Below are 24,450 nucleotides of genomic sequence, written 5' to 3' on the forward strand. Positions count from 1 at the left end.
TGGAAATCAATTGAAGAAAATTTTCTATGTTTCTGAATGGGGTCGCTGACAAATGCGGGTATAACATAGTGACAGGCAAATCTCTGTCATCACGCATCATGTACGTTCTGACCTTCAAAGGAGGAATGATGAATGAAGCTTTCGGGGAAAACAGCAATCGTCACAGGTGCTGGTTCTGGTATGGGGCGAGCCATCGCCAAACTGTTCGCGAAGGAAGGCGCGCGGGTCGTCGCCTTCGACTTGAATGAAGATGCTGTTCAGGCAGTGGTCGAAGAAATCAAGATAGGAGGCGGGGATGTCGTCGGCATCGCTGGTAACGTAGCGAATCAATCGGATATCGACAACCTCGTCGATAAAGCGAAAGAAACGTACGGGTCGGTCGACATTCTCGTCAATAATGCGGGGATCATGGACAACTTCATGACCGTGGGTGAAGTGACAGATGAATTATGGGAACGGATCCTTGCCGTCAATTTGACCGGGCCGATGAAACTTTCACGTGCCGCCATTCAAGTGATGGAGAAGCAGGACCATGGTGGCGTCATCATCAATAACGCATCGGTCGGAGGCTTGTTCGGTACAAGAGGTGGTGCGGCGTATGTGGCATCCAAACATGCGTTAATCGGGTTAACGAAAAACATCGCGGCGACGTATGGCACGCTTGGCAAGATTCGAGCAAACGCCATCGCACCGGGTGGCGTCAATACGAACATCGGGTCGACGATCACGGCACCGAGTGAACTCGGGATGCGAGCCATTCAAGGGGCGGGGGAAGCGCCGATGGGAGAGCCGGAGCAGATTGCGAACGTCGCGCTCTTTTTAGCATCGGACGATTCAAGTTTTGTAAATGGAGATGTGCTGAAAGCAGATGGCGGTTGGACGGCAAGATAAACGAAAAGAGCCGAAATCATTCGGCTCTTTTCGTTTTGTACTGTTTTCGGTAAGTGAGCGGCGTCACGGTGTGATGTACTTTAAACATTTGAACGAAGTGACTGACGCTTGCGTATCCGAGACGATTGGCGATGTCCGCGATGCTTTCGTTCAAATCTTCTAACAGCGTGGCAGCTCGTTCCATTCGCTTCATCTGCACATACGCAATGGGAGATGTGTCTCCAAAGGATCCAAACAAGCGAGAGCATTCACTTCGACTCACATTGCCCGCATGAGCGATTTGAGCTAACGTCGGCCTGTCTTCTATGTGAGCGTCGATATAAGCGAGCATCTGACGAAGGCTCTCGCGTTTCTTCTCATGCTTCATCGCTTGACCCTCTTGCTGAATCCAATAACGCCAGATGACCGTACACTGCAGTGTCGCATCCATTAATGCGAGCGGTCCGTCCGCTTGAGAATGTTGGACGGCGCGTTCAATCGTCTGAATGACAGATTGATGTCCCTGTTCCTGTTTTAAAATATGTATGGATTTTTCCGAAGTGAGATGTGGTGTTACATATCGCCTCGCCAGATCGGGATGGAACAAAGCAGCGGGATCAAACTCGAGTAGCCTCATCCGCGACGCTTCCTCGATTTGTTCCACCATGATACTTTGTCCTCGTGCCAAGAGGACGGCTTCTCTCGAATCAAGGTTGAGGCTCACTCCGTTCACCCGAATCAAAGACGTTCCAGACTCGCATAGCAGAACGGTGAAGCAATCGGTTACCTTTAATGTCATTGGCCCATGACGAATCATTTCGATACTCTTCAAAAACGTCTTCCTCCTCACTATGATCATTTCCCGACATTTCATTTCGATTGTTCACGGAGAAACACTTTAAAACGAAAATAAAGTGGGACGAATCCGACATTTCAAATCGTCGATCAGTAATAGGCGCAATCAAGTTTCTTCTATATAACGCCTAAAAGATTAGCCATCCTGTAAATGCGGCATGAACGAGGATGGCGACAGGTACCCCAATCCGGAATTTAGGCTTCAGCGTCTTGTGGCGAAAGATCCGCATCGCCAAATACGCTCCAAAAGCTCCACCAACCCAAGTCATCGTCAATAACGTACGCTCCGAAATACGCCAAGCCCCGACGCGAGACCGTCGTTTATCGACATAAAATGACACAAAGGCTAGTAAATTAGTCACAATGTAATACAGCAGTAATAGTTCCAAAGACCAAAACCTCCTTATTTCTCTCTTCATTATATCTTAAAATGGCTTTACAAAGCCGTTCTAATAGATTAAAACAATTTTCTGAAACCTCTCATCCTCGCGAATTGTTCTGTAAATGAACTGATAACACTCTCATATCGTCCTGTAATCGCAGTGAAACATATAGGTGTTACAGTAAGGGGGCGTTAGAAAAGGGAGGAATATTCTTATGAAAAAACCACTATTGACACTAACGGCACTCGCTGGCCTTAGTTTAGGAGTCGCTGCTCCAGCTTCGGCAGCATCAACACACACAGTTCAGTCTGGAGATACACTCTATCGTATCGCCGTGAACAACAACGTCTCTGTAAATGACATCAAACAAGCGAACGGCTTAAACTCAAATATGATTTATCCGAACCAAGTCTTGAAACTTGGAAAGGCAGAAGCAAAAGCTGCTACTGCATCAAAAACGTATACAGTTAAATCAGGAGATACACTTTATCGTATCGCATTAAACAACGGGATCTCTGTCAATCAATTGATGACTTGGAATGGTCTTAATTCAGATCTTATTTTCCCAGGGCAACAGTTTGCCGTGAAAGGTGCAGCAGCTGCGTCAGTAGCAAACGATGCGAAGACATCAGCACCAAAGACTTCAACATCTAAGCCTGTCACTAAAACAGCATCGTCTACAACGCAAACCCAAGCTCCGGCTTCAGGTAAGACGATGACTGTTGAAGCAACAGCTTATACACCATACTGTGCTGGATGTTCTGGTATCACAGCGACAGGTATCGACGTTCGTTCGAACCCGAACCAAAAAGTCATCGCGGTCGACCCTTCTGTCATTCCGCTCGGCTCTAAAGTATGGGTTGAAGGATACGGTACAGCCATCGCAGGAGATACTGGTGGTGCCATCAAAGGGAATAAGATCGATATCTTGATGCCGACACAAGAGCAAGCGCTCAACTTCGGTCGCAAGTCAATTACAATCAAAGTCTTGAACTAATTCAAGATAATCAAGGACACTGCCATCGGGCGGTGTCTTTTTTTGTTTAACCCTTCTCCCAAGGATTCTTCACTTTCGTCAGTCCGAGTCGCTTCGCGAGTGGCTTAATCGTCAATCCATGCAAGGCGACAGACGTCACGACTAAACCGAGTGTGATCGGTAACATCCGCTCCGCGTCTTCAATTCCCAGTTCGGCGATTTCTTGGGCAAAAAAGCCGGTCACCGTCATGGCGACGATTCCACGAGGGGCAATCCAACTGATGAGCGCCCGCTCTTGCATCGATAACGGGGAACCGAGGAGCGACGTCTGTACCGAGATCGGTCGGATCAAGAATAAGATCCCAACAATCGACAAGAGAAGCGGCCAGTCGAGAATGGCGAGTAAGCTATCACGTGTCAAACTCGCCGTCAAAATGATGAAGACGGTCGACACGAGTAAGATGGAAATGTTCTCTTTGAACTCACGAAGCTGTTTCAGGATATGCATATGTCCATGCTTAGAATTTGCCATCGTCAATCCCATGGCCGTCACAGCCAATAGCCCGACTTCGCTCATGACCCATTCGCTGATTGAATATACGAGAAGGACCCCGGAGAACGTGAGGGTTGTTCTTAAATATTCAGGGACTTTCTCATTCCCGAACAAACGAATCAATAGATGTCCGACAGTGATCCCGAAGGCAACGGCGACGATACAGGACCAAAAGAATGGCAAGTGGCTCGCGAGCCCGTCATTTTGATAGAAGATGAAACCGACTCGGACGACGAATAATCCCATCAAGGCGCCGAGCGGGTCGACAATGATGCCTTCCCATTTCAAGACTTTGGCCGGACGTGCGGATAAGTTGGCTTGCCGTAGTAACGGGATGATGACGGTTGGTCCGGTCACGACGAAGATCGCACCGAGCGTGAACGCCGGCAACCAATGAAAATCGCCGACCATAATCAGTAACACCGACGTCAAAATAAAGGAAACGAACACACCGACCGTGACGAGACGAAAAATCGATTTTCGCAAATCATCAATCTCTCTGAATTCAAGACTGAGGCTTCCTTCAAATAGGATGAGCGCCACCGCGATCGAGATGAGCGGGCTATATAGGTCCCCTAATATCTGACCTGGTTCTAACCAACCGAAAATCGGTCCGACCAAAATCCCGGCAACCGTCATAATCAAGATGGCTGGGAAGTCAAAACGCCAAGCAAGTAACTGCGAAAGTGCCCCGATGAGGACAAGTAGGCTGAATCCAATCATCATGTCTTCCATATGCTCCCCCCGTTTCTTCACTTCTTCATTAAATGTATACCCAAATCACGAAAAACATTTGCTAACATTGCCCGATTTCGGGTAAGAATTGAAAGAAAGGGAGGGATACGATGGAAGTGACTATCGGACTCATCATCGTCATATTGACATGGCTCATCTTACTACTTAATCTCACGTTCGCCATCACCATCATCTTTTTCGAGAGACGAGACATCGGGACGACATGGGCGTGGCTACTCGTCCTCTTCTTCTTACCACTGATCGGCTTCTTCGTTTATATCTTCTTTGGCCGACTGATCAAATCTCATAATTTTTATGAAGTGGAAGAAGAAAAACGCGAAGCGTATCATCACCATGTCGAAGAACAACTCGATCAACTCGACCGTTCTCTCGCACCGTTCGATCACCCGCTCCTTTTGAAATATCGGCGGCTCGCTCGTCTGAATCTCGTGTCAACGAATGCGTTGATGTCTTTTCACAACGATATCAGCGTCCTGCACGACGGAACTGAAAAATTTGATCAGCTGTTTCAAGACATCGAACGAGCGACGAAAGAAGTCAATATTCAATATTACATCATCCAAAACGATCCACTCGGGCAGGCATTAATCCGCCTGTTAACGGAGAAGGCGAAACAAGGGGTACGCATCCGACTCCTTTATGATGCTGTCGGATCGAGGGGACTTAGACACAAGCACTTCAAGGACTTACTCTCTCACGGTGGGGAAGTCAAATCCTTCTTCCCGTCAAAACTCGGCATCAATTTCCGCGTCAATAATCGAAATCACCGAAAGCTTTGTACCATCGACGGTGAACTCGGCTATATCGGGGGATTCAATGTCGGGGATGAATATCTCGGCAAGGATGAACATTTCGGTTATTGGCGGGACGTCCATTTACGGATCTCCGGTGATGCTGTCAAAGAGTTGTTAGAACGCTTTATCTTGGATTGGAATCGCTCTGTCCCGACGCGAACGAAGGCACAAAAAGACGACTTCATTTGGCCGTCGGAAGGGATCACTCATCACGCGTCCCCCGTTCAAATCGTGACATCGGGTCCGAACTCGTCGACGGAGCATTTAAAGAATATGCTCGTCAAAATGATCACGCAATCGAAAGAATGTATTTATATCCAGACGCCTTACTTCATTCCAGATGCGAGTTTCCTCGATGCCTGTCGCATCGCGCTCATGACAGGTACCAAAATCAAACTGATGATTCCGAACAAGCCCGACCATATGTTTGTCTATTGGGCGACTTATGCGAACGCGGCAGAGCTTGTGCGTTATGGGGCAGAGGTCTTTACGTACGAGGAAGGGTTCCTCCATGCGAAGACGCTCGTCATCGATGGAGAAGTCGCCTCAATTGGGACGACGAATATCGATGCTAGAAGCTTCCGTCTCAATTTTGAAATCTCAGCGCTCGTCTTTGATCGGGATGTCGCACAATCCGTCATCGATGCGTTCGAACGAGACGAATCGAATGCCGAGCGCTTGACGATTGAACGATATGAGTCAAGGACTCGCTTGATTCGCTTTAAGGAGAGTGTGTCCCGTCTCCTCAGTCCGATTCTTTAGTGCAAAAACATCCGGCAGAGGATTTCCTCATGTCCGGATGTTTTTTTAACGCCTTTTCAATTGTGCGACAAGATGTTCGAATGAATCATTGATGTCTTGTGGGGCTTCTTTGTCACCATACTCAGCAGCTTCTAGCCATTCAGCGTAGAGTGTATGGTTCGTGAACTCGATTCGTTGTAACCAGTCGGATACTGTCTCTTCACGAAGACGCGGATGCTGCTGTTCCAACTTTCGTCCCGTTTCAAGAAGGTGAATCTGACGAGGGGAGCGGACGATCCGCTTATCCGAAAGCGTCGGATGGTAAATACTCCTCGGAATCATTCCATCTTCCTGGATGTCTTTTCGTTTCTGTAAATAGAAGAACAAGCCTACCCCAATCAATAAGATGACAACGAAGGCCCCGATATAGAACAACGAGTTACCCGATGCCGACTTGAGCAATGTCTCCTGCGCCACCGTCTCCGCATCTAGGTTCGGGTTATCTGGGACGAGGAACCGGTTCACGCGGTCATTCGGATCGAGTACGATTCCGTCAAACCACCCCCCAATCCACAGAAAGAACGGACTGATCCAGGCGACGACATTTCCGAACAACAGCTCTTTGATTGTACGAATGACGAGGGAAACGGCTAAACCGATGCCTAAACCGAGGACAAGCATCGTCACCATTCGTTTATAGTCACGCCGATAATACAAGTTCCGTTGCCAAATCAAAAAGATGAATGGAAAGAGCACCATTGCAAGCGGTTGCGATGCCGGAGGGAATAACCAGTCCGCCACCAAGAATAGTACACTTGCCATCGCATAGCGGTCGGTCCAATCTAACGTCCGAATGAATGCATGGACGTATGTGAAGACCAATAGCAGGACACTCATCTCATACGAGAAGTAAAGGGCACCGATACTCATGACTGTCTGGACGATGAGTTGTATGTTCCGAGGGAGACGAAGCGTCAATAAAAAGAGTAGTGGAAACACATGTCCAATATAAAATGCTGAAAAGACCCACCATAGCCATCTCATTGACCGTCACCCCCTAACCGTAAAATCGATTGATTCCCGCTATATTTAGCTACTTTTCGCTCAAACAAGGAGCGAGCAAGTGGAAAGTCACTCTCAGACAGACAGGCGAACGTCGTCATGATCTTCCGGAAATGCACCTCGCCACTTCCTGGTTGTAGGTCATACGTGATCCCATCTTTCGTGAGGGTCGGGACAATCAGCCCGTAACTCGCGTTTTCTTTCTCAAAATCACGACATAATGCGGCCGCTTGTGAGATGAGGCGTTCCATCTGATAGGTGAGGGCCCGCCCATCCTTCGTCAACAAGTCGAGGACGATGACATATTCATTCGTTTGTACCGGTTGTTCAGTACGGGCGAGCAGTTCGCCCGTCTTTGCATAGGCGGACCAATACAGCTGTCGCATCGGTTGTCCGTGATATGGGGTGACCGACTGGAACGTCTCCGGGTCGCGATAGGCACTATGACGAACCATCTCCTCACCAGGGAGAGTAGGCGGGCGTTTTGGAATCGGATAAGGCGAAAACTCAGGGAAGACATAGCCGATGCGTGGGAGTGAGTCCTCTTTGTAGAGAGAAAACATGCGCAACGGGTCCCGGATTTCCAAACCGATCGCTTCGAGACGAACCGGGCCCCGCTTCTTCGCATAGAGCGGAATCGTGAAGTCGACGGTCGCATTTGTCTCGACAAAATTTTCCTGTCGCCAGAACGCATGTCCTTCCGATTCCACGGTCGGATGTAAATAGCCGGATAGGCGGACGACGCCAAGCGGTACTTTTGCCGTCGATACGAGTTTCAATACATAGACGGCCTCGTCGTTCGGAAATAATTTCAGTTCTTCTGTGAGGTCGACATGAATCTGTTCGGCCAAACGAAACATGAAGGAAGGCATGATCAGTGCATATAGACTGAAGCCGATCAATAGACTCGCAATCAAGACGCTCCCATAAAGTGCCGTGAAGACCCCGACGACGAACAAGAGCCACATATAGCCGGACTCGAGATAGCGTGGGCTGACTAACTGCATGTTACACCTCTGAAGGGACCGGGATGGTCTCGAGTACAGATTTGATCAACTTTGACGGATTCGTCTTTAGCGACGCTTCGACCGTCAAGACGATCCGGTGCCCTAAAATCGGAAGCGCGAGTGCCCGAATATCTTCCGGAGAGACATAGTCTCGACCTTCCATATAGGCATGCGCACGGGCTGCCATTGTGTACGCAAGCGTCGCTCGTGGACTTGGCCCGACCTCGACGTCGCGATGGTGACGAAGTGACTCCATCAAATCAAGCAAGTAATCTTCCATCGCCTCGTGGAATCGGACATCTCGTACTTCTTGCTGCATGTTCAACAGTTCGTCCGGTTGCAGTGAGAAGGATTCGGTAGCGAGGTGCTCATTGCGAATCAAGCGCCGCTCGGAATCTCTCGAAAGCGGGGCGAGTGTCAACTTGAATAAGAAACGGTCCAATTGAGCTTGCGGAAGCGGGAACGTTCCTTGACCGTCAAACGGGTTTTGTGTGGCGATCATGAAGAAAGGATCAGGTAACTTGAGTGACACTTCCCCGAGTGTCACTTGACGTTCCTGCATGGCCTCGAGCAACGCGGATTGTGTACGTGGTGTCGTCCGGTTGATCTCATCGACGAGTAAAATCGAAGTGAAGATCGGTCCCGTCCGACGTTCAAACGTTCCTGTCGTCGGATTGAACAATTCCATCCCTAAAATATCGCTTGGTAATGTGTCCGGAGTACACTGTACACGTTGAAACGTAGCCGAGATGGAGCTTGCCAAGCTACGGGCGAGTGTCGTCTTCCCCGTACCGGGACGATCTTCAAGTAAGACGTGGCCTCCCGATAGTAACGCAATCGAAGCGAGCTTGATGGCTTTCGCTTGACCTATGATTTGATTATTCAAATGTGAAACCCATGGATGGTTCATTCAAAATCCCCCTATTATTTTTCTGATAATTAAGAAAATCATAGCATAATCACTTCATGAGATGTATCAAAAATCCATTTCACTAAAAAAGACCGACCGGCAGAGCCAGTCAGTCAACGTTTCGGAGAATCTAAGTATCGTTCAAAATGACGTTCGAGCCATTCCTGAAAAAATGACATGAACGTACAGATCGCCCAGTAAATCAATGCCACGACGATATAGACCGTCATGTAGTCGAACTCTCGTCCACCGACAATCTTGGCCTTGTTAAAAATCTCAGGTACTGTGATCATTGCGGCGAGTGAACTCGCTTTGATTAAATCGAGAAAGACGTTCGAAAGCGGGGGGAGGGCGATCCGTGTCGCCTGCGGCAAGACGACACCTTTCAATGTCAACCATCTTCCCATCCCGAGCGAACGTGCCGCCTCAACTTGTCCTGAATCGACCGCGCGAATCGAAGAGCGGATGATCTCAGCGATATAGGCGGCAGAGTTCAAACTGAACCCGAGAATCGCTGCCGTCAAAGCGGCGAACTCGATCCCGATGAACGGGAAACCCGAATAAAGGATGAACAAGATAATCAAGATGGGCACGCCACGCATGAACGAGATATAAAATGTTGATGGATAGCGAAGGAGACGCGTCGGAGACAACTTTCCTAATGCCAAAACGAGACCGAGCACGAGACCGAAAAACATACTGACGAATGAGATCCAAATCGTATTCGGGAGCCCACCCAATAAATAAGGGAACGATTCTATGGCTAGGTCTACGTCAAAGATAGCGTCCCACTTGATATCTGAGAACGACATGTCGACCTTACTTCGTTTCGACGATTGTTGCGTCTACGTCGGGCTCAACCGAGACATCCGCACCGTTATAGAATTGCTCAGACAATTCTTTGACCGTACCGTCTTCAAGCATCTCATCCATGACACGGTCGATGTTCTCTTGGAGCTCGTCGTTTTCATTATCCATCAAGAATGCGACTTCTTGTGGGTTGTAGGCGATATCCGGGTGAATTGTAATATCAAACTCAGGGAAGAAAGCAAGAGCAAGCGTCTGAAGATAGTAATCGTTCAAGATGACATCGGTACGTCCTGTCGAGACGTCACGCAAATACTGGTCGTTCGTCGCGTTGTCATAAATCACTTCTTCTGCTCCATATTCACGTGCTACGTCCATGAAGACAGTCGTCGCTTCGCCAGCAGCTCTTTTGCCTTTCAAGTCTTCGAGTGATTCAATTCCAGATAGGTCGCTCTTACGAACGATGGCAGTCCCGTACGTATACTTATACGGTTTCGAGAAAGCAAATTTTTCTTTACGGTCTTCGGTGACGGAGATATCGTTTGCTGCGACGTCAATTTGTCCGTTTTGAACGCCCGTCAACATATTGTCAAACGCCATTTCTTTGAACTCGATCTCGAGGTCGAGACGTTTAGCGACTTCTTTCATGAGTTCGACGTCAAAACCTGTCAACGTGTCGCTCTCTTCTTCACGGAAAGAAGCGGGGTAGAGGGTGCCGGCAGTCCCGACTGTCAATGTCCCTTCTTCCTGAATCTCTTCCCACGGTGTCATGTCTGCTTGATTCGTGCTATCATCACCACAAGCGGCAAGCGGGATTGCTAAAAATAATGTTGAGGCCAAACCTTTTGTCGTTCGTTTCACAAGAATTCCTCCTTAGATGTTTCATCTGTCTAAAAATAGCATGACTTCAGCGGTCTAGCAACTGTGAAGCCCAGTTTATACAGTTTCATATAATATTTGAAACGTTTATTCATAAAGCGCTATCATTCTTCTGAATGCAAAATTCATTTGATTAATACAGAAAAGAGTTATTTATGAAACAGATGATAAAATGCCATAAAATCAGAAGAAAAGGAACTGAACAAACGAAGAGGTGTAAATGGGGAAAGAGGTGCAGGGAATGAATCCTATACAAATAAAAGAGTTAATTGAGGAAGACATCAATCGAGTAAATGACGCAAATGATCCATTTCCAATCATCGGTCGAATCATGCCAAGATATATGAATGGAAAATGGACATATGTCGAAGAATTAGATAAGGAAGTCACGGAGATAACATTTCCGGACGATCGATTAGACTGGAAACAATATATCGGACATGACAATCGCATCCTGTTTTTGGCGATGGATGCAGATGAATGTGTCGGACAAATCCGACTCGTGAAGGATTGGAATCGATTTGCATACATTGAAAATATCGCGGTCCGTCAAACACATCGTAAGCGTGGGATCGGACAAATGTTACTTGAAACAGCCGAACAGTGGGCAAAAGAGAAACGGCTGATCGGCTTATCACTCGAAGCGCAGAACGATAATCTCATCGCTTGTCGTTTCTATGAAAGAGAGGGATTTCAACTTGGAGGAGTCGACTCGATTAAACAATACGCGAATCCACAAATCGAATTGACTTTGAACTGGTATAAGATTTTTTAAGGATAGGGAACTGTAATGTAGAGCAATTTTTTTGCTCTCTTTTTATTAGTTTACATAACATATATTATCAGTAAAAATAAGAACTCATCTCATTACATTAGTATACTTATGATAGTGAGATGAGATTGATTGTTAAGACGCATGCGTAAATCGGATCAATGTGACACCCGGTTCTGGTTCAAATTCAGCACTCGGTTCGAATCCGAGCTTCGTGTAAAGACGTTTTGCCGGTCCATTATGTTTACCGGTATGCACATAAACAAGTCGACCTTCATGAACGCTTAGTACATGATCAAGTAACGTCGTGGCCAGCCTCGATCGAAAATATGTCGGATCAATGCACAGTTTTGTGATTTCTACGGTTTTTTCTGATGCCTCGTAAGTCACGAATCCAATCAACCGCTCCTCGATGTACAATCCGTAGCTCGTACCTGGTAAGTTTTGTATCACGTCGATTGTCTCATATCGAGCCGGTATCTCATCAAACCCTAGCAATTCCGCTTCCACAGCATAGGCATTTCGTTGTATCTCAAGCATCTGCTTGGCTTGATCAAATTGTTTGATTGGGATTTCTTGTAGCTGCATGCCTTACCCCTCCCGTCATCAGATAAATTTTCTTGCCCGCTTCCGTTCTGCCCGCTTCAGCGCCAAATAGAGGCGGTGCGTTCCTTTTAATGGTGCACCGTGTCCGATGAATGTGAGGAGTGGTGCCAAATCCACTAACCGTTCTGCGCTCTCGACAGCAACGGTCCGGTTCCACGTCGCAAGTCCGGGAAGTGGGAACAATGGACGAACATCCCCCGCCACCGCCGCCCCTCCTTGCGATTGAAACGCATCTCCTGCGAATAGCACCCGATTTGTCTCGTCATAATAGGCGACAGACCCTGGCGTATGGCCCGCTGCATCAAGGACACGTAGACCGAATAGCCGTTCACCAGGTTCGAGTAACGTGTCCGGTGTGGAACGGAGCGTCGGTAACGACCCCCGAATTTTCCTCTGTTCTCCCTCATCAAGCGATCGGTCTCCTGACAAAAGACGGGCATCACGGCGGGAGATGAAGAGCTCGGCGAGCGGATGTTCCGCTTTGATGATGTCTACCCCGCCGACATGGTCTTCGTGGGCATGCGTCAACAATATCGCCAGGAGCGGCTTGTCGAGCTCAGCGATATATGACAGGATATCGGTCGCGTTCCGCTTCAGCGCCGTATCAATCAAGACGAGACCGAGGTCATGTTCAAACAGTTGAACGTTGATCGGCAGAACGGGAGCGTAAAAAGTTAGTTGATGGATATGTCCGTATCGTCTTACTTTCATCGAAAAAACCTCCTAATCAAATAGAGTGGTCCAGTCTTCTTCTTGCCAATGCGCATCGAAGCACATATGAATCTGTTCAATCGTATTTCGGGCAAGAGAGAGTTCCGGTAAATGGTCACGCTCAAAGAAACCGACGTCGCTCGTCTCAATGCCAGCAACCCCCTCTCCGTCACCGATCAGCGCACACTCGATAAAGAGTTTATAGTAATGCTCGGAAAGTGGCGGATGGGGATGTTCGTGCATATCGAACAACGCGAGTAGACGCACAGGAATCACATCCAAACCAGCCTCTTCTTCCACTTCTTTAATGATATTCGTCGCAGGAGAACGATTTACTTCACAGAATCCACCTGGTAAGGTCCATAATCCGTCTGACCGCTCCTTGACGAGCAATAGTCGATCATCTTTAAAGACCACACCACGTACATCAAGCTTCGGTGTCGGATAACCGTTCACATGCGTCAGTTGTAAGATGGCATCATTCGATAAGTCGGAATGACGTTCGAACATTTCTCTTGCGATTTCCTGCAACTCTTCATACCGTTCTCGGTCAAATTGATCATGTGTGAACGTAAGACCGGCCTGAGACAGCGCCTGAATCCGTTTTGCCCACGTCAGCCATTGAGACATATAGATCCCCCTATCTTTTGTCTTATATGTTCTTTCGGCAAATCGAGGCATTCTTCCTTTTTGGTTTTTACATTCCCTTGAAACAGTCAGGCGCAATGAATTCACAAAAAAAGTCTGTGAGTGGCATAGTCGCCGACCCACAGACCTAATTTGATTAATCGAGATACACATCTTCAATCTCGCCGAACGAATCTTCGTCAAAGACGAATGACCCATTGGCATAGCGATCGAGTAGCGTAAGGGTTTTGGTGCTCACTTCTTTCACTTTTTCTTTACCGACGATATGAAGCGTCTCATCCCCATGTACCGGGAGCGCACGACGGATTTGATGCGGTTTCGATTTGACCTCACGAATGAGCATCGTTCCGCGAAGGTTGCGGTTCGTACAGTCGAACTGGTCTTCGAGTTTCATCTTCTTGACCGCTCCCCGTTGTGTAACTAGGACGAAAAGAGGTGGTGTGAAGAATGAGAAGGCATCGGAGACGACGTCACCGTCTTTCAAATTCATGGCTTTTACGCCCGCCGCCCGCTGTCCGACGACCGGAACATCTTCTTCTTTGAACCAGAGTCCATATCCACGCTCTGAGACGAGGAACAACTGTCCAGGACCGTCGCTAATTCCGGCAAAGACGACCTCATCGTCACTTTTCAGTTTCAAGGCCATGAGCGGTTTCGATTTCCGCTGCGCGTCATAGTCACGTAACGGCGTACGCTTGACCATCCCGTCTTTCGTCACGAAGAGGCAATGGGCATCTGTTTCGAACGTCGAGACGACGTCTGCCGAGATGACCTGCTCCCCTTCGATTGGAACGAGGTTGGCGACATGTTGCCCAGCATCCTTCCACTTTGATTCTGGGATCTGGTGGATCGGAATGAGGAGGTAGCTTCCTTTGTTCGTCCATACGAGCAAATGGTCCGTTGTCATCGCCTGTGTCGTCAGAAGAAGACGATCCTTCTCTTTCATCTCTGGCAAGACGTCACTCGACGCCCCGTACGAGCGCATCGAGGCACGCTTGACATACCCGTCGCGGCTGACGAAGACCATCGTCTCTTCGACAGCGATCATGACTTCCGTCTTCAGTTTCAATTCCTCGACTTCTGACTCGATGATTGAACGACGGGCATCCCCGAACTCATCACGTAACGCCGTAAGTTCTTTCACGATCAGTTTCCGTTTCGTCGCGTCCACCTCAAGGATGTTCGAAAGGCGAGCAATCTCTTTTTGGAGCACCTTCGCTTCTTTTTGCAACTCGACGATGTCCGTGTTCGTGAGTCGATACAATTGGAGCATGACGACGGCTTCGGCCTGGCGTTCCGTGAATGAGAACCGCTCCATCAGTTTCTTCTTCGCGTCCGCTTTGTCTTTGGCGGAACGGATCAATTCAAGCGTCTCATCGAGGACGGAGATGGCTTGTTCCAAGGCGTCGACGATTTCGGCGCGTTTCTTCGCCTGTTCAAGCTCGAACGTCGTCCGGCGTGTCACGACTTCTTCGACGTGCTTCAAATAGGCGTCGATGATTGGGATGATGCCCATCTGTTTCGGGGTCCGGTGCACGATGGAGACCATGTTGTAGTTATAAGCGAGCTGCAGGTCCGTATGCTTCAAGAAGAAGTGAAGGACACCTTCCGCGTCCGCTTCTTTCTTCAATTCGATGACGACCCGAAGGCCTGTCCGATCCGTCTCGTCACGGACTTCCGCGACGCCTTCGACCTTTTTATCGAGGCGGAGCTCTTCCATCTTTTTGACGAGGTTCGCCTTGTTCACTTCATACGGGAGTTCTGTGATCGTAATCTGTTCACGGCCACCTTTTAATTTCTCAATCTCGGACTTTGCCCGGATGATGACCTTCCCTTTACCGGTCTCGAACGCCTTTAGGATGCCGTCTTTCCCCATGACCGTCCCTCCGGTCGGGAAGTCAGGACCTGTGACGTACTCGAGCGCGTCTTTCGCCGTATCGACCTGTCCTTTCAAGCGCGCGATGGCGAGGTTGAGGACTTCCGTCAAGTTATGTGGCGGGATTTCCGTCGCATAACCGGCTGAAATTCCTGTCGTCCCGTTCATGAGCAAGTTCGGGAGGAGTGACGGCAAGACGAGCGGCTCTTCCGTCGAGTCGTCAAAGTTCGGCGTATAGTCGACCGTATTCTTCGCGATCGACGTCAGCATGACCCCCGCAATCTTAGAGAGACGCGCTTCCGTGTAACGCATGGCCGCTGCCGGATCACCATCCATCGACCCGTTGTTCCCATGCATGTCGATGAGTGGATAACGGAGTTTCCAGTCCTGAGAGAGACGTACCATCGCCTCATAGACGGACGAGTCACCATGCGGGTGATAGTTCCCGATGACGTTCCCGACCGTCTTCGCAGACTTCCGGTACGGTTTGTCGTTCGTATTCCCTTCATGGTGCATCGCATATAGAATCCGGCGCTGTACAGGCTTGAGCCCGTCTCGCGCGTCCGGCAAGGCACGGTCTTGAATGATATATTTCGAATAACGCCCGAACCGGTCACCAACGACCTGTTCGAGAGATAGGTTTAAAATGTGTTGAATCGTCGACATCGTTACATCACTTCCTCAATCGCTTTAGTCACATGTTCATTGGCGATGATCGAATCATCTTCCTGGAGTCCGAAGGCGACGTTCTCTTCGATCCACTCACGCCGGTGCGTGACGTTGTCACCCATCAAGACCGAGACACGCTTGTCCGCGACGGCAGCATCGTCGACTGTGACCCGGATAAGCGTACGCGTGTCCGGATTCATCGTCGTCTCCCAAAGCTGGTCCGCGTTCATCTCACCGAGACCTTTATAGCGTTGGAGGATGTAGCCTTTCTTATACACCTTGACGAGCTTCTCGAGCGCTTCTTCGTCCCAGGCATAATCGAACTGTTCGGACTTGCCTTTCCCTTTTGAGATACGATAGAGCGGTGGTAAGGCGACGAACACGCGACCCGCCTCGACGAGCGGTCGCATATAACGGAAGAAGAATGTAAGGAGGAGCACTTGGATGTGTGCACCGTCCGTATCGGCATCCGTCATAATGATGACCTTATCAAAATTACAGTCGTCCAACTCGAAATCGTGTCCGACTCCGGCGCCGATCGCATGAATGATTGTATTGATTTCTTCATTCTTCATGATGTCCTGGAGTTTCGACTTCTCCGAATTGATGACCTTCCCGCGTAGCGGGAGGATGGCTTGGAACGTACGATCGCGCCCTTGTTTAGCTGAACCACCAGCCGAATCCCCCTCGACGAGGAAGAGCTCATTCTTTGCTGCATTTTTCGAGGTCGCCGGTGTCAATTTTCCGTTCAAAATGCTCGAACGTTTCTTTTTCTTGCCGTTACGGGCCTCTTCACGGGCTTTTCGAGCCGCCTCGCGTGCCTGGGCCGCACGAATCGCCTTTTTGATGAGCATCGTCGCCATCTGTGGGTTCTCTTCTAAGAAGATCGTCAACTGCTTCGCCATGACGCTGTCCGCGCTCGCACGGGCTTCTGGTGAACCGAGTTTAGACTTTGTTTGTCCCTCGAACTGGAGGAACTCCTCAGGGATTCGGACCGATACGATGAGCGTGAGCCCTTCGCGGACATCACTGCCGTCTAGATTCTTGTCCTTCTCTTTGAGCAAGCCGTTCTTCCGCGCATACTCGTTCATGATTCGGGTCATTGCCGTCTTAGCACCGATTTCATGTGTCCCACCATCCCGGGTTCGGACGTTGTTAACGAAGGAGAGGACATTCTCTGAGTAGGCGTCCGTGAACTGGAACGCGAGTTCGATTTCAATCTCGTTTTCCGTCCCTTCGAAGTAGACGATTGGATGGAGCGTTGCCTTATCGTCGTTCAAATATTGAATGAACTCTGCAATCCCCTCCTCGTAATGGAACGTTTCTTGGTTGTCAGCACGCTCGTCTGTGAGCGTGATCGTCAACCCTTTTAAAAGGAAAGCCGATTCACGTAGACGTTCGGCGAGTGTGTCATAATTGTAAGTCGTTGTCGAGAAGATGGTTACATCCGGTTTGAAATAGACGCTCGTCCCGGTCTGGCGTGTCTTTCCTGTTTCAATCAGAGTCGTTTGAGGCACACCGCCGTCAGCGAATGTCTGCTCAAACACTTTACCGTCTCGATAAATCGTCACGATGACCTTGTTCGAGAGAGCGTTGACGACCGAGGCACCGACTCCATGGAGTCCGCCTGACGTCTTATAACCACCTTGACCGAACTTACCGCCGGCATGTAGAACCGTGAAGATGACTTCGGGTGTCGGCTTTCCTGAAGCGTGCATCCCTGTCGGCATACCTCGTCCGTGGTCACGAACCGTGATCGCATCATCCTTGTGGATCGTCACATCGATTTGACCGCCAAAACCGGCGAGCGCCTCATCGATCGCGTTGTCGACAATCTCATAGACGAGATGGTGAAGCCCGCGATGGTCGGTTGACCCGATGTACATCCCCGGTCGTTTCCGTACAGCCGTGAGTCCTTCGAGCACCTGGATGGCGTCTTCATTGTAATTAAATAGATCTGTTGACATAGCAGTCACCTCAATTTCGAACACACGTTCGTTTTTCTTTCCTATTGTATAGCTGTTCATCGATTCTGGCAAGCCTCCCTCGACAGCTGTTGCTGAAAAAAAGGAGACCTACCAAGGAGGTAGGTCTTATCCGAGTAGACGAGCATGCTCCACGTACAGGCAACGATTCTCGATATAATCGAGTCCAGCATCGCGTACGATCTGCTCTGCCTCAGTACTTGAGAGCCCGAGCTGATTGAAGACGAGCCCGACATCTCCATGTCGTACCGCATCTTCCGCGACACCTGCTAAAAATTCGTTGCGACGGAACACGTCGACGATATCAATTCTACCCGGGATGCTCTCGACGGAAGGATACACCTTGCGGCCGTTCCATTTTTCGAGCATCGGGTTGACAGGGATGACGGTATAGCCGACACGGAGTAAATACTCCGCAATCTGGTTGGCCGTCTTGTTTGGGTTGTCGGACACGCCGACGACCGCGATGGTTTTCGCTTCAGACAAAAGTTGTTTCAAACGCTGATCATCCATCCAAAATCCCCCTTTAGTTTACGTTTACAGTGTAACGTTACCTTCCTAACGGTTTCAAGTCTTATTTTCATCATAAGGTATAATGGTTCATCATTTCAATCTCAAGACAAATCAATATGGTTTACATAACAAATTATTGTATACCTTTTATTTTGCGATAAAAATGATTTAATGATTAACTGACCGATAAGCAAACGAAAGTACAAATCAAGAACCTTGCGTGAAATATCTATTTCACGCAAGGTTAGATACCGAGTATAGGCAATATTTATATAGTGTTTTTATGACTTTTATACAAATATGATTCTTCTTTCGATATACTGAAAAGTAGGAGGTGTAAGATGAGGACAGCTTATGAAGTTAGTCGTGGAACACTGTATAATGAGCGCATCGCTTTTTACGGAAATGTGCTCGCTTGGTTGGTCCACTTCCTATTTTGTATTTTATTTTGGCGACTAGAAGTAAACTCACTTTTCATTTCAAACGGATTGAGCGTCGTCTATTATACAATCTCGTTTTATTTCGTACATAAACGGTGGTATGGTATTTTCTTCACTGGGCTCTTCGTCGAGGTCATCTATAACGCCATCATCTCGACGGTCATCCTCGGATGGGAGATCAATATGCATTACTTTATTCTCATGATGGCCTACGGTGTCTTTTTCATGCCGAGTGTCTCAAGGGGCCAACGAATTTTAACCACGGCCCTTGCGATGCTGATTTATAGCCTTCTATTCATCTATGTATCTGACGGCATCGAGACCCTACCGATACACGTAGAACAAGCGCTTGGACTCTTTTGTATCCTATCGACCGTTATGATGATTGCAGGGCTCTCCTTCATCTTCGAGTCCGCTGTCGTGGCAGTGACGGATGAACTCGAACTGTCGAACGAGCGGTTGCAAATCCTCGCCTCGACCGATGGGTTGACCGGGCTATTGAATCGTAAAGTCGGTCATGAACGAATCTCCGAAGCAATCGAGCAGACCACTCGGGACGGTGTACCATACGCGCTCGCGCTCGGTGATATCGATCGATTCAAATCTTTCAATGAAACATATGGTCACGACTGTGGAGATCGTGTCATCCAACAGGTTGCCTCGACCCTATCCGATGTCGACGGGATTACGGTCCGTTGGGGGGGAGAAGAGTTCCTGATCTTCCTATCCGACCCGTCCGACGACTTTTACGAGACAATCGAACAGTTAAGACGACATATCGAGACAACGTATCTCGATTACGCAGGCGAACGACTTCGTGTCACGATGACGTTCGGACTCGCGGTTCGCAGTGGTTTTGATACGATTGAAGAGATAGTGAAAGAGGCGGATGATTATCTTCGAGAAGGTAAGCAAAACGGTAAAAATCAAGTCAGATTAAACTGAAGAAAGGAGATTTCAATGAGTATTTTTCGTCAACTTGGACAGCGATCGACACCTACGACTACGAAACGATTCGAGTTGAATGGTCTGCATCGACTACCGACATTTATTCAATATTTTTTTCACCATCTAGCAGCCAAACACTATTCAAAACAAACGGCACAACGCTACGTTTATGATGTATTGGACTTCTTTCGGTGGGTCGAGCATGCAAGCGGGACTGAACTAGACCCTGAAACAATTGATTTAACGGCATTCATCGAGATTGACCATGCTGGGGCAGAAGCGTATGCGACCTATTTAGCCCTCGACCTCGAGAACGCACCGAGTGTCATTAATAGAAAACTATCGACATTACAATCCCTGTTCAATTATTTGATTGAGACAAACCAGGCAGCAGTGAACCCATTCCAAGCTGTGGAACGTCCGAAACGAGGCAAACGGAATCCAGTCTATTTGACAGAGTCGGAATGGCTCGACTTCTCCACGCTCGTACGAAGCAACGTCGGGATGACGAACCGCGAAGCGAGTTATTATGAAACGAATCGCACGCGCGACTTTTTGATTATCCAACTGCTCGGACTGACGGGGATGCGCGTGTCCGAGCTCGTCGGACTCAATTGGTCCGATATCAACTTCGAGACGGAAACGATCCGTGTGATCGGAAAAGGGAATAAAGAACGTGTCATCCCGATCGCCAGCCCACTCCATCCCCTCCTTACTGAGTATAGACACGTATCGAATGATGGAGCGGTATTTCAAAATGATAAAGGGAGACGTATTGCTGTGCGGACGGTTCAACATGTGCTGAAAGGCCACATCGATCGGTTAAAGCCGTACCTTCCCTTTTTGACCCACAAACAAGTGACACCACATAAACTTCGACATACATTCGCGACAAGACTTGCAATGAGTGGGATTGACGTGTTGACGATTCAGCAACTTCTCGGACATGAATCGGTAGCAACGACCCAAGTTTATGCCCATATCGGTGACGAACGCAAAAAACACGCGGTATTAGGTTTACAATAATATGTTATGTTAACTATATATCCAAATATAAACACCACCTAATTTATAGGTGGTGTTTATATTTAAATGCTAGACATTGACAAAATTAAAATCGTATCATCAATGACTATAAAGTAAGCATTTTCGTATGCAAAACGCTCTTCTAATTCCAAATCAAAGAGGATGACCCCGCTTGTGAGTCCATCTGTATACTCATGGACGAGATAGCGTTGACTGATGACACGTTCAAAAGGGTTCACATCGATATAGCGTGCCCCTGTGGTGATATCAATGACCTCTGTATGCATATCACTTTCATCAACTTTTATAAAAATCGTTGAACCGATGTCGTCATATGTGAAGTCGAGCGGTTCATAGGCGCCCCAATCGACGACTGACACTTCATGTAACACATCTGGTGCCGTCAAGTCATAAATGACTTCCTCGTTCAATGCATCGACAAATGCAGAAAATCGAAGGATACCATCGTTATCCCCAAGATATTGAACTGTATCCCCTTCTCCATGTAAGCGAAGAATATCATCAAAAGGCAATTCATCTTGTTGGTCCCAGATAGCCTCGACCGCTTCGTCTAGCGTGCATATGAGAAGTGCCTCGGAGTGGTCAATCGGATCATCTGGAGAGATTCGTCCGTTATCGAGCGCGTCATAATAGTCAAATTCATCAAGTCTCGCGTTACACACAATATATGGCACACCATTAAAATTAGTAGTGAACAAGTACAACTCACGAAAACGTTCTGTTTTGCCGACGAGTCGTTCATCCCGAATGCGTTCACGTTGACCCGTCACTCGATCGTATAACCACGCCTCATCAGATTCAGATGATTCAAACGCCGTCAAAAAGAGGAAGTAACGGTTATCAAGTACCCAAAACAACGTACTATTTCCTCGTTTTTCAAACATTGTTAGAACTTCCTCGGTCCCCTCCTCATAAGAAAACGCAATCAACTCTGTCCTGATCACACCTTGCCCATCTGGTATCTCATTCAAAAAATACACGATGTCCTTATCCACGAAGAGTTTTGCATAGCCGTAGTCTTCATACGGATGACGATTTAACTGTGTAACCTCAGCGTTCTCTTCATCAAAACGAAAAAGAGAAAAAGTCGTGCGACCTACTTTTTCTCGATAGTAGACAGAAGATGACGTGACCGCTATTACATCTTCGTGGTCGATAGGCATGGCCCGTGCGTCAACGATTCTCATAAGGCACCTCTCTCATAACCAGAGTCAGCAGGTTCGACAGTAACAAGACCTGGTGGTCGATTCGGAAACGTAATCCGTAAATGAGCATATTCAATCACGTGTTGATGTGGATGATTCTTGTCGATCCAGCGAATCGGTTGTTGATTCGCAAGAGCATGACCAATTTTCTCTTCCATCTGAAATTTAGAGATATCTCGATAAGCAACTTCTTGAATATAGGTTTCTTCATCAGGCTCGAACTGCTGCCAAATTCCCATGACAAGTTGTCCAAGTGCTGACACACGTCGTTCTGGTAGCGTGATCGTTCTTAATGTCTGACTCACTTCTTTCAGACATTCGTTCGCGTCGTCCGATACGGCGAACAACCGTTTCTCCGTATTATTCATGACGCGATAGCGGCGTTTGCGATTCTCGAGTCTGAGTACTTGCGCATAAGGCTCCACTGGTACCCCATGAAAAAACGTTTCTGTCCCGCCCCACGCGAATCCGAATGACGGGTCAAACTTTTGAATCGTCTGCATGAACGACATCATAAAGTCCTCGACTTCTCTCCGTTCTAGCCGTAGCCACTCGGCAAGGGCAAGTGTCCCTTTGTCTTTTGAAATCCGGTCGACTGGGAAGAACAGTTCCCCGTCCGCCAAACGATGCGGTTTCAATTCGACACCATTCGCTCGATAATCGGTTGATGGTCGTCCGCTTCTTCCTGAATAGATGACCCATTCATCATCTGTGCTTTCGATTGCGTATGCCTGATGGGCCCATGGCGGGGTCACGTATAAGGCCGGATACTCCTCGAACGTGTCGAGATGAATATACGAGCGGTCATTCCAAAGGTGAGCGACGAGTCGGACGACTTCTCCCGTTTCTGAATCTTTCGGCGCGATATAATTTCCTGTATCACCGATGAATGTCAATACATGAAACCCATACCCGTTATATAAATGTCGGACAATCCGTTCGAAAACGGCAGTTACCATCCGCTCGAAAAGTGGGTGATCTACATTCCGGTCAAGCGTTGGCGAGTCAACCGTACACATGAGCCATCCCATCCGTTCATATAGACGAATGCGTAGGGGATAGGAGATTAGGGGAGAAGAACTCGCATGAATCTCAGTTAAGCGGATATTGGACATATTTTCGACTTCCAAGGTGAATCCACTACGCCTTAACTGCTCTTCCATCTTTTTCTTCCAATTGATTTTCTCCATGCTATCCACTCACTTTCTCTCATCATCTCATTGTGAATTTTTCCCGATTCTCGTTTTAGACAAACGCTTTTCGTTTCATTTGTACATGTGTACATGTAGCCGTGCAATCGCTTCATCTAAAAGTTCACGACGTGTACCAATATTCATACGCTCGAACATTTCTCCGTGAGGACCGAACGGACCGCCTGGTGACAAGAAAACGCGGACATCTCCGTGGAGCCAAGACTTTCGCTCTTCTACGGTCATCGGGAGCTCCGAAAAGTCGATCCAAAGTAAATAACTCGCCTCGGGACGTGTTGTGTGGAGCATTGGTAGATTCGTTTCAATCGAATCAATCACCTCATTCATTTGTTGCTCGAGCTCTTCCCGTAACTGATCGAGCCAGCGTTCCGCACGTCTATCAGTATACGCCGCGATAATAGCTGTGTTCGCAAACGGTGTAGGTAGGACATGATGTTTGTTTTGTACTTTGATGATCTGTTTACGCCAATCATCGACTGTACAGATGATATAGGATGCGAAGAGCCCGGCAATATTGAATGCTTTCGATGGTGCACTCACCGTGATGACACGTGGGTCGAGCGAGCCGATGGCAGTATGTTTGTGAGATGGAAATGTCAAATCAGCATGAATCTCATCCGCAACGACGATGACATCGTACTGATTCGCCAGTTCTACCACTTTCGTCAATTCTGCTTTTGTCCAAACACGTCCGACCGGATTATGCGGAGAACAAAGCAAGAATAGAGACGCTTGTTTCATCGCCTCCTCGAGTGCGAAAAAATCCATCTCGTAACGCCCGTTTTTCTCTGTCAAAGGCGCATCGAACACTTGACGTTTCGAACCGACGACTAGCTCATGGAACGGTGGATAGACAGGTGACTGGATGACGACCCCATCCCCCACTTCTGTCAACGCCTCGACGATGTGCGTCAACGCCGGAACGACCCCGCTTGAAAACATGATGTGTTTCGGGTCAACATTCAAATCGTGGCGACGATCATACCAAGAACGGACGGCTTCTTGTGCCTCTCTCGCGAATAAAGTGTAACCAAATTCTCCTTGTGCAGCTGTTGAAGCAAGCGCCTCTGAAATAGATGGTGCAGTACGGATATCGATATCCGCTACCCATAATGGCAAGACATCTTCCGACAGATGGAACCATCGCTCTAAGCCATCCCACTTCACTGAATTTGTGCCTTTACGTACGAGTTGTTGTTGTAAAATCGATTTCATGTTCATCCCTC

General features: G+C 48.2%; 23 protein-coding genes. 6 read left to right on the forward strand and 17 right to left on the reverse strand.

Going from position 1 to position 24,450, the window contains the following annotated elements; translation table 11 throughout:
- Positions 1 to 132 precede the first annotated feature (132 nt).
- Positions 133 to 891 carry a glucose 1-dehydrogenase gene (locus KNO95_RS03890; RefSeq protein WP_214878335.1) on the forward strand — a complete coding sequence of 253 codons (759 nt, stop codon included), beginning with the start codon at positions 133 to 135 and terminating at the stop codon, positions 889 to 891.
- Between the two features lie 16 nt (positions 892 to 907).
- Here the strand turns inward: KNO95_RS03890 and KNO95_RS03895 are convergent, their stop codons facing one another.
- Together KNO95_RS03895 and KNO95_RS03900 are read right to left on the reverse strand one after the other, a co-directional pair.
- Positions 908 to 1,702 carry a helix-turn-helix transcriptional regulator gene (locus tag KNO95_RS03895; protein ID WP_026825973.1) on the reverse strand — a complete coding sequence of 265 codons (795 nt, stop codon included), beginning with the start codon at positions 1,700 to 1,702 and terminating at the stop codon, positions 908 to 910.
- 151 nt (positions 1,703 to 1,853) lie between these two features.
- A complete protein-coding gene (locus KNO95_RS03900; protein WP_026825972.1) occupies positions 1,854 to 2,114 on the reverse strand; it encodes a DUF1294 domain-containing protein in 261 nt (86 codons plus the stop codon).
- A gap of 208 nt (positions 2,115 to 2,322) precedes the next feature.
- Between KNO95_RS03900 and KNO95_RS03905 the strand changes: the two genes are divergently transcribed.
- Positions 2,323 to 3,105, forward strand: coding sequence for a LysM peptidoglycan-binding and 3D domain-containing protein (locus KNO95_RS03905; protein WP_026825971.1), 783 nt, complete (start codon positions 2,323 to 2,325; stop codon positions 3,103 to 3,105).
- Between the two features lie 46 nt (positions 3,106 to 3,151).
- Here KNO95_RS03905 and KNO95_RS03910 read toward each other — a convergent pair whose 3' ends face one another.
- Positions 3,152 to 4,372, reverse strand: a complete 1,221-nt coding sequence (locus tag KNO95_RS03910; RefSeq protein WP_034771057.1) for a cation:proton antiporter — start codon at positions 4,370 to 4,372, stop codon at positions 3,152 to 3,154.
- 110 nt (positions 4,373 to 4,482) lie between these two features.
- Here KNO95_RS03910 and cls point away from each other — a divergent pair, with 110 nt between their 5' ends.
- Positions 4,483 to 5,949 carry a cardiolipin synthase gene (gene cls / locus KNO95_RS03915; RefSeq protein ID WP_026825970.1) on the forward strand — a complete coding sequence of 489 codons (1,467 nt, stop codon included), beginning with the start codon at positions 4,483 to 4,485 and terminating at the stop codon, positions 5,947 to 5,949.
- Positions 5,950 to 5,994: 45 nt separating this feature from the next.
- On the opposite strand, the gene KNO95_RS03920 is transcribed toward cls, so the two are convergent.
- From KNO95_RS03920 to KNO95_RS03940, 5 genes are all read right to left on the reverse strand, one after another.
- Positions 5,995 to 6,972 (reverse strand): hypothetical protein, encoded by a 978-nt coding sequence (locus tag KNO95_RS03920; RefSeq protein ID WP_026825969.1) that lies wholly within the window; start codon positions 6,970 to 6,972, stop codon positions 5,995 to 5,997.
- Positions 6,969 to 7,997 (reverse strand): DUF58 domain-containing protein, encoded by a 1,029-nt coding sequence (locus KNO95_RS03925; RefSeq protein WP_026825968.1) that lies wholly within the window; start codon positions 7,995 to 7,997, stop codon positions 6,969 to 6,971. Before KNO95_RS03925 ends, KNO95_RS03920 begins: the two co-directional genes overlap by 4 nt.
- Before the next feature lies 1 nt (position 7,998).
- A complete protein-coding gene (locus KNO95_RS03930; protein WP_026825967.1) occupies positions 7,999 to 8,907 on the reverse strand; it encodes an AAA family ATPase in 909 nt (302 codons plus the stop codon).
- Between the two features lie 113 nt (positions 8,908 to 9,020).
- Positions 9,021 to 9,719: an amino acid ABC transporter permease gene (locus KNO95_RS03935; RefSeq protein ID WP_026825966.1), complete on the reverse strand. Its 699-nt coding sequence runs from the start codon at positions 9,717 to 9,719 to the stop codon at positions 9,021 to 9,023.
- A gap of 7 nt (positions 9,720 to 9,726) precedes the next feature.
- Positions 9,727 to 10,575 carry a transporter substrate-binding domain-containing protein gene (locus tag KNO95_RS03940; RefSeq protein WP_214878337.1) on the reverse strand — a complete coding sequence of 283 codons (849 nt, stop codon included), beginning with the start codon at positions 10,573 to 10,575 and terminating at the stop codon, positions 9,727 to 9,729.
- Between the two features lie 259 nt (positions 10,576 to 10,834).
- Here KNO95_RS03940 and KNO95_RS03945 point away from each other — a divergent pair, with 259 nt between their 5' ends.
- A complete protein-coding gene (locus KNO95_RS03945) occupies positions 10,835 to 11,368 on the forward strand; it encodes a GNAT family N-acetyltransferase (protein ID WP_214702010.1) in 534 nt (177 codons plus the stop codon).
- Between the two features lie 132 nt (positions 11,369 to 11,500).
- Here KNO95_RS03945 and KNO95_RS03950 read toward each other — a convergent pair whose 3' ends face one another.
- The 6 genes from KNO95_RS03950 to KNO95_RS03975 form a co-directional block, all read right to left on the reverse strand.
- On the reverse strand, positions 11,501 to 11,953 hold the full coding sequence (locus tag KNO95_RS03950) for a GNAT family N-acetyltransferase (RefSeq protein WP_214878339.1): 453 nt from the start codon (positions 11,951 to 11,953) through the stop codon (positions 11,501 to 11,503).
- Between the two features lie 18 nt (positions 11,954 to 11,971).
- The gene (locus KNO95_RS03955) at positions 11,972 to 12,682 is read right to left on the reverse strand and encodes an MBL fold metallo-hydrolase (protein ID WP_214878341.1); all 711 of its coding nucleotides are present in this window, start codon (positions 12,680 to 12,682) and stop codon (positions 11,972 to 11,974) included.
- Positions 12,683 to 12,694: 12 nt separating this feature from the next.
- Positions 12,695 to 13,312, reverse strand: coding sequence for an NUDIX hydrolase (locus tag KNO95_RS03960; protein ID WP_026825962.1), 618 nt, complete (start codon positions 13,310 to 13,312; stop codon positions 12,695 to 12,697).
- Between the two features lie 154 nt (positions 13,313 to 13,466).
- Positions 13,467 to 15,872: a DNA topoisomerase IV subunit A gene (parC, locus tag KNO95_RS03965; protein ID WP_214702007.1), complete on the reverse strand. Its 2,406-nt coding sequence runs from the start codon at positions 15,870 to 15,872 to the stop codon at positions 13,467 to 13,469.
- A gap of 2 nt (positions 15,873 to 15,874) precedes the next feature.
- Positions 15,875 to 17,842, reverse strand: coding sequence for a DNA topoisomerase IV subunit B (parE, locus tag KNO95_RS03970; protein ID WP_214878897.1), 1,968 nt, complete (start codon positions 17,840 to 17,842; stop codon positions 15,875 to 15,877).
- A 126-nt stretch (positions 17,843 to 17,968) separates the two neighbouring features.
- Entirely contained in the window at positions 17,969 to 18,373 is a 405-nt protein-coding gene (locus KNO95_RS03975; protein WP_214698617.1) for a CoA-binding protein, read from the reverse strand.
- Positions 18,374 to 18,714: 341 nt separating this feature from the next.
- Here KNO95_RS03975 and KNO95_RS03980 point away from each other — a divergent pair, with 341 nt between their 5' ends.
- Both KNO95_RS03980 and KNO95_RS03985 read left to right on the forward strand, forming a co-directional pair.
- Positions 18,715 to 19,758 carry a GGDEF domain-containing protein gene (locus KNO95_RS03980; RefSeq protein ID WP_214702006.1) on the forward strand — a complete coding sequence of 348 codons (1,044 nt, stop codon included), beginning with the start codon at positions 18,715 to 18,717 and terminating at the stop codon, positions 19,756 to 19,758.
- A gap of 15 nt (positions 19,759 to 19,773) precedes the next feature.
- Positions 19,774 to 20,787, forward strand: coding sequence for a tyrosine-type recombinase/integrase (locus KNO95_RS03985; protein ID WP_214702005.1), 1,014 nt, complete (start codon positions 19,774 to 19,776; stop codon positions 20,785 to 20,787).
- A 62-nt stretch (positions 20,788 to 20,849) separates the two neighbouring features.
- Here the strand turns inward: KNO95_RS03985 and KNO95_RS03990 are convergent, their stop codons facing one another.
- The 3 genes from KNO95_RS03990 to KNO95_RS04000 all read right to left on the reverse strand — a co-directional run bounded on the left by KNO95_RS03990 (position 20,850) and on the right by KNO95_RS04000 (position 24,439).
- Positions 20,850 to 21,995, reverse strand: coding sequence for a hypothetical protein (locus KNO95_RS03990; protein ID WP_214702004.1), 1,146 nt, complete (start codon positions 21,993 to 21,995; stop codon positions 20,850 to 20,852).
- Positions 21,992 to 23,203: a hypothetical protein gene (locus KNO95_RS03995; RefSeq protein WP_026825956.1), complete on the reverse strand. Its 1,212-nt coding sequence runs from the start codon at positions 23,201 to 23,203 to the stop codon at positions 21,992 to 21,994. Before KNO95_RS03995 ends, KNO95_RS03990 begins: the two co-directional genes overlap by 4 nt.
- A 75-nt stretch (positions 23,204 to 23,278) precedes the next feature.
- Positions 23,279 to 24,439 (reverse strand): MalY/PatB family protein, encoded by a 1,161-nt coding sequence (locus tag KNO95_RS04000; RefSeq protein ID WP_214702003.1) that lies wholly within the window; start codon positions 24,437 to 24,439, stop codon positions 23,279 to 23,281.
- Between the last annotated feature and the right edge of the window lie 11 nt (positions 24,440 to 24,450).

It is taken from the genome of Exiguobacterium sp. ERU653 (assembly GCF_018617775.1).
In the GTDB taxonomy this organism is placed as follows: domain Bacteria; phylum Bacillota; class Bacilli; order Exiguobacteriales; family Exiguobacteriaceae; genus Exiguobacterium; species Exiguobacterium marinum.

Bases quoted from the DNA above. Each gene is read 5' to 3' on its own strand.
- KNO95_RS03890 (WP_214878335.1), top strand. From the start codon at position 133: ATGAAGCTTTCGGGGAAAACAGCAATCGTCACAGGTGCTGGTTCTGGT.
- KNO95_RS03905 (WP_026825971.1), top strand. From the start codon at position 2,323: ATGAAAAAACCACTATTGACACTAACGGCACTCGCTGGCCTTAGTTTA.
- KNO95_RS03910 (WP_034771057.1), bottom strand. From the start codon at position 4,372: ATGGAAGACATGATGATTGGATTCAGCCTACTTGTCCTCATCGGGGCA.
- cls (WP_026825970.1), top strand. From the start codon at position 4,483: ATGGAAGTGACTATCGGACTCATCATCGTCATATTGACATGGCTCATC.
- KNO95_RS03920 (WP_026825969.1), bottom strand. From the start codon at position 6,972: ATGAGATGGCTATGGTGGGTCTTTTCAGCATTTTATATTGGACATGTG.
- KNO95_RS03925 (WP_026825968.1), bottom strand. From the start codon at position 7,997: ATGCAGTTAGTCAGCCCACGCTATCTCGAGTCCGGCTATATGTGGCTC.
- KNO95_RS03930 (WP_026825967.1), bottom strand. From the start codon at position 8,907: ATGAACCATCCATGGGTTTCACATTTGAATAATCAAATCATAGGTCAA.
- KNO95_RS03935 (WP_026825966.1), bottom strand. From the start codon at position 9,719: ATGTCGTTCTCAGATATCAAGTGGGACGCTATCTTTGACGTAGACCTA.
- KNO95_RS03945 (WP_214702010.1), top strand. From the start codon at position 10,835: ATGAATCCTATACAAATAAAAGAGTTAATTGAGGAAGACATCAATCGA.
- KNO95_RS03950 (WP_214878339.1), bottom strand. From the start codon at position 11,953: ATGCAGCTACAAGAAATCCCAATCAAACAATTTGATCAAGCCAAGCAG.
- KNO95_RS03955 (WP_214878341.1), bottom strand. From the start codon at position 12,682: ATGAAAGTAAGACGATACGGACATATCCATCAACTAACTTTTTACGCT.
- KNO95_RS03960 (WP_026825962.1), bottom strand. From the start codon at position 13,312: ATGTCTCAATGGCTGACGTGGGCAAAACGGATTCAGGCGCTGTCTCAG.
- parC (WP_214702007.1), bottom strand. From the start codon at position 15,872: ATGTCGACGATTCAACACATTTTAAACCTATCTCTCGAACAGGTCGTT.
- parE (WP_214878897.1), bottom strand. From the start codon at position 17,842: ATGTCAACAGATCTATTTAATTACAATGAAGACGCCATCCAGGTGCTC.
- KNO95_RS03975 (WP_214698617.1), bottom strand. From the start codon at position 18,373: ATGGATGATCAGCGTTTGAAACAACTTTTGTCTGAAGCGAAAACCATC.
- KNO95_RS03980 (WP_214702006.1), top strand. From the start codon at position 18,715: ATGAGGACAGCTTATGAAGTTAGTCGTGGAACACTGTATAATGAGCGC.
- KNO95_RS03985 (WP_214702005.1), top strand. From the start codon at position 19,774: ATGAGTATTTTTCGTCAACTTGGACAGCGATCGACACCTACGACTACG.
- KNO95_RS03990 (WP_214702004.1), bottom strand. From the start codon at position 21,995: ATGAGAATCGTTGACGCACGGGCCATGCCTATCGACCACGAAGATGTA.
- KNO95_RS03995 (WP_026825956.1), bottom strand. From the start codon at position 23,203: ATGGAGAAAATCAATTGGAAGAAAAAGATGGAAGAGCAGTTAAGGCGT.
- KNO95_RS04000 (WP_214702003.1), bottom strand. From the start codon at position 24,439: ATGAAATCGATTTTACAACAACAACTCGTACGTAAAGGCACAAATTCA.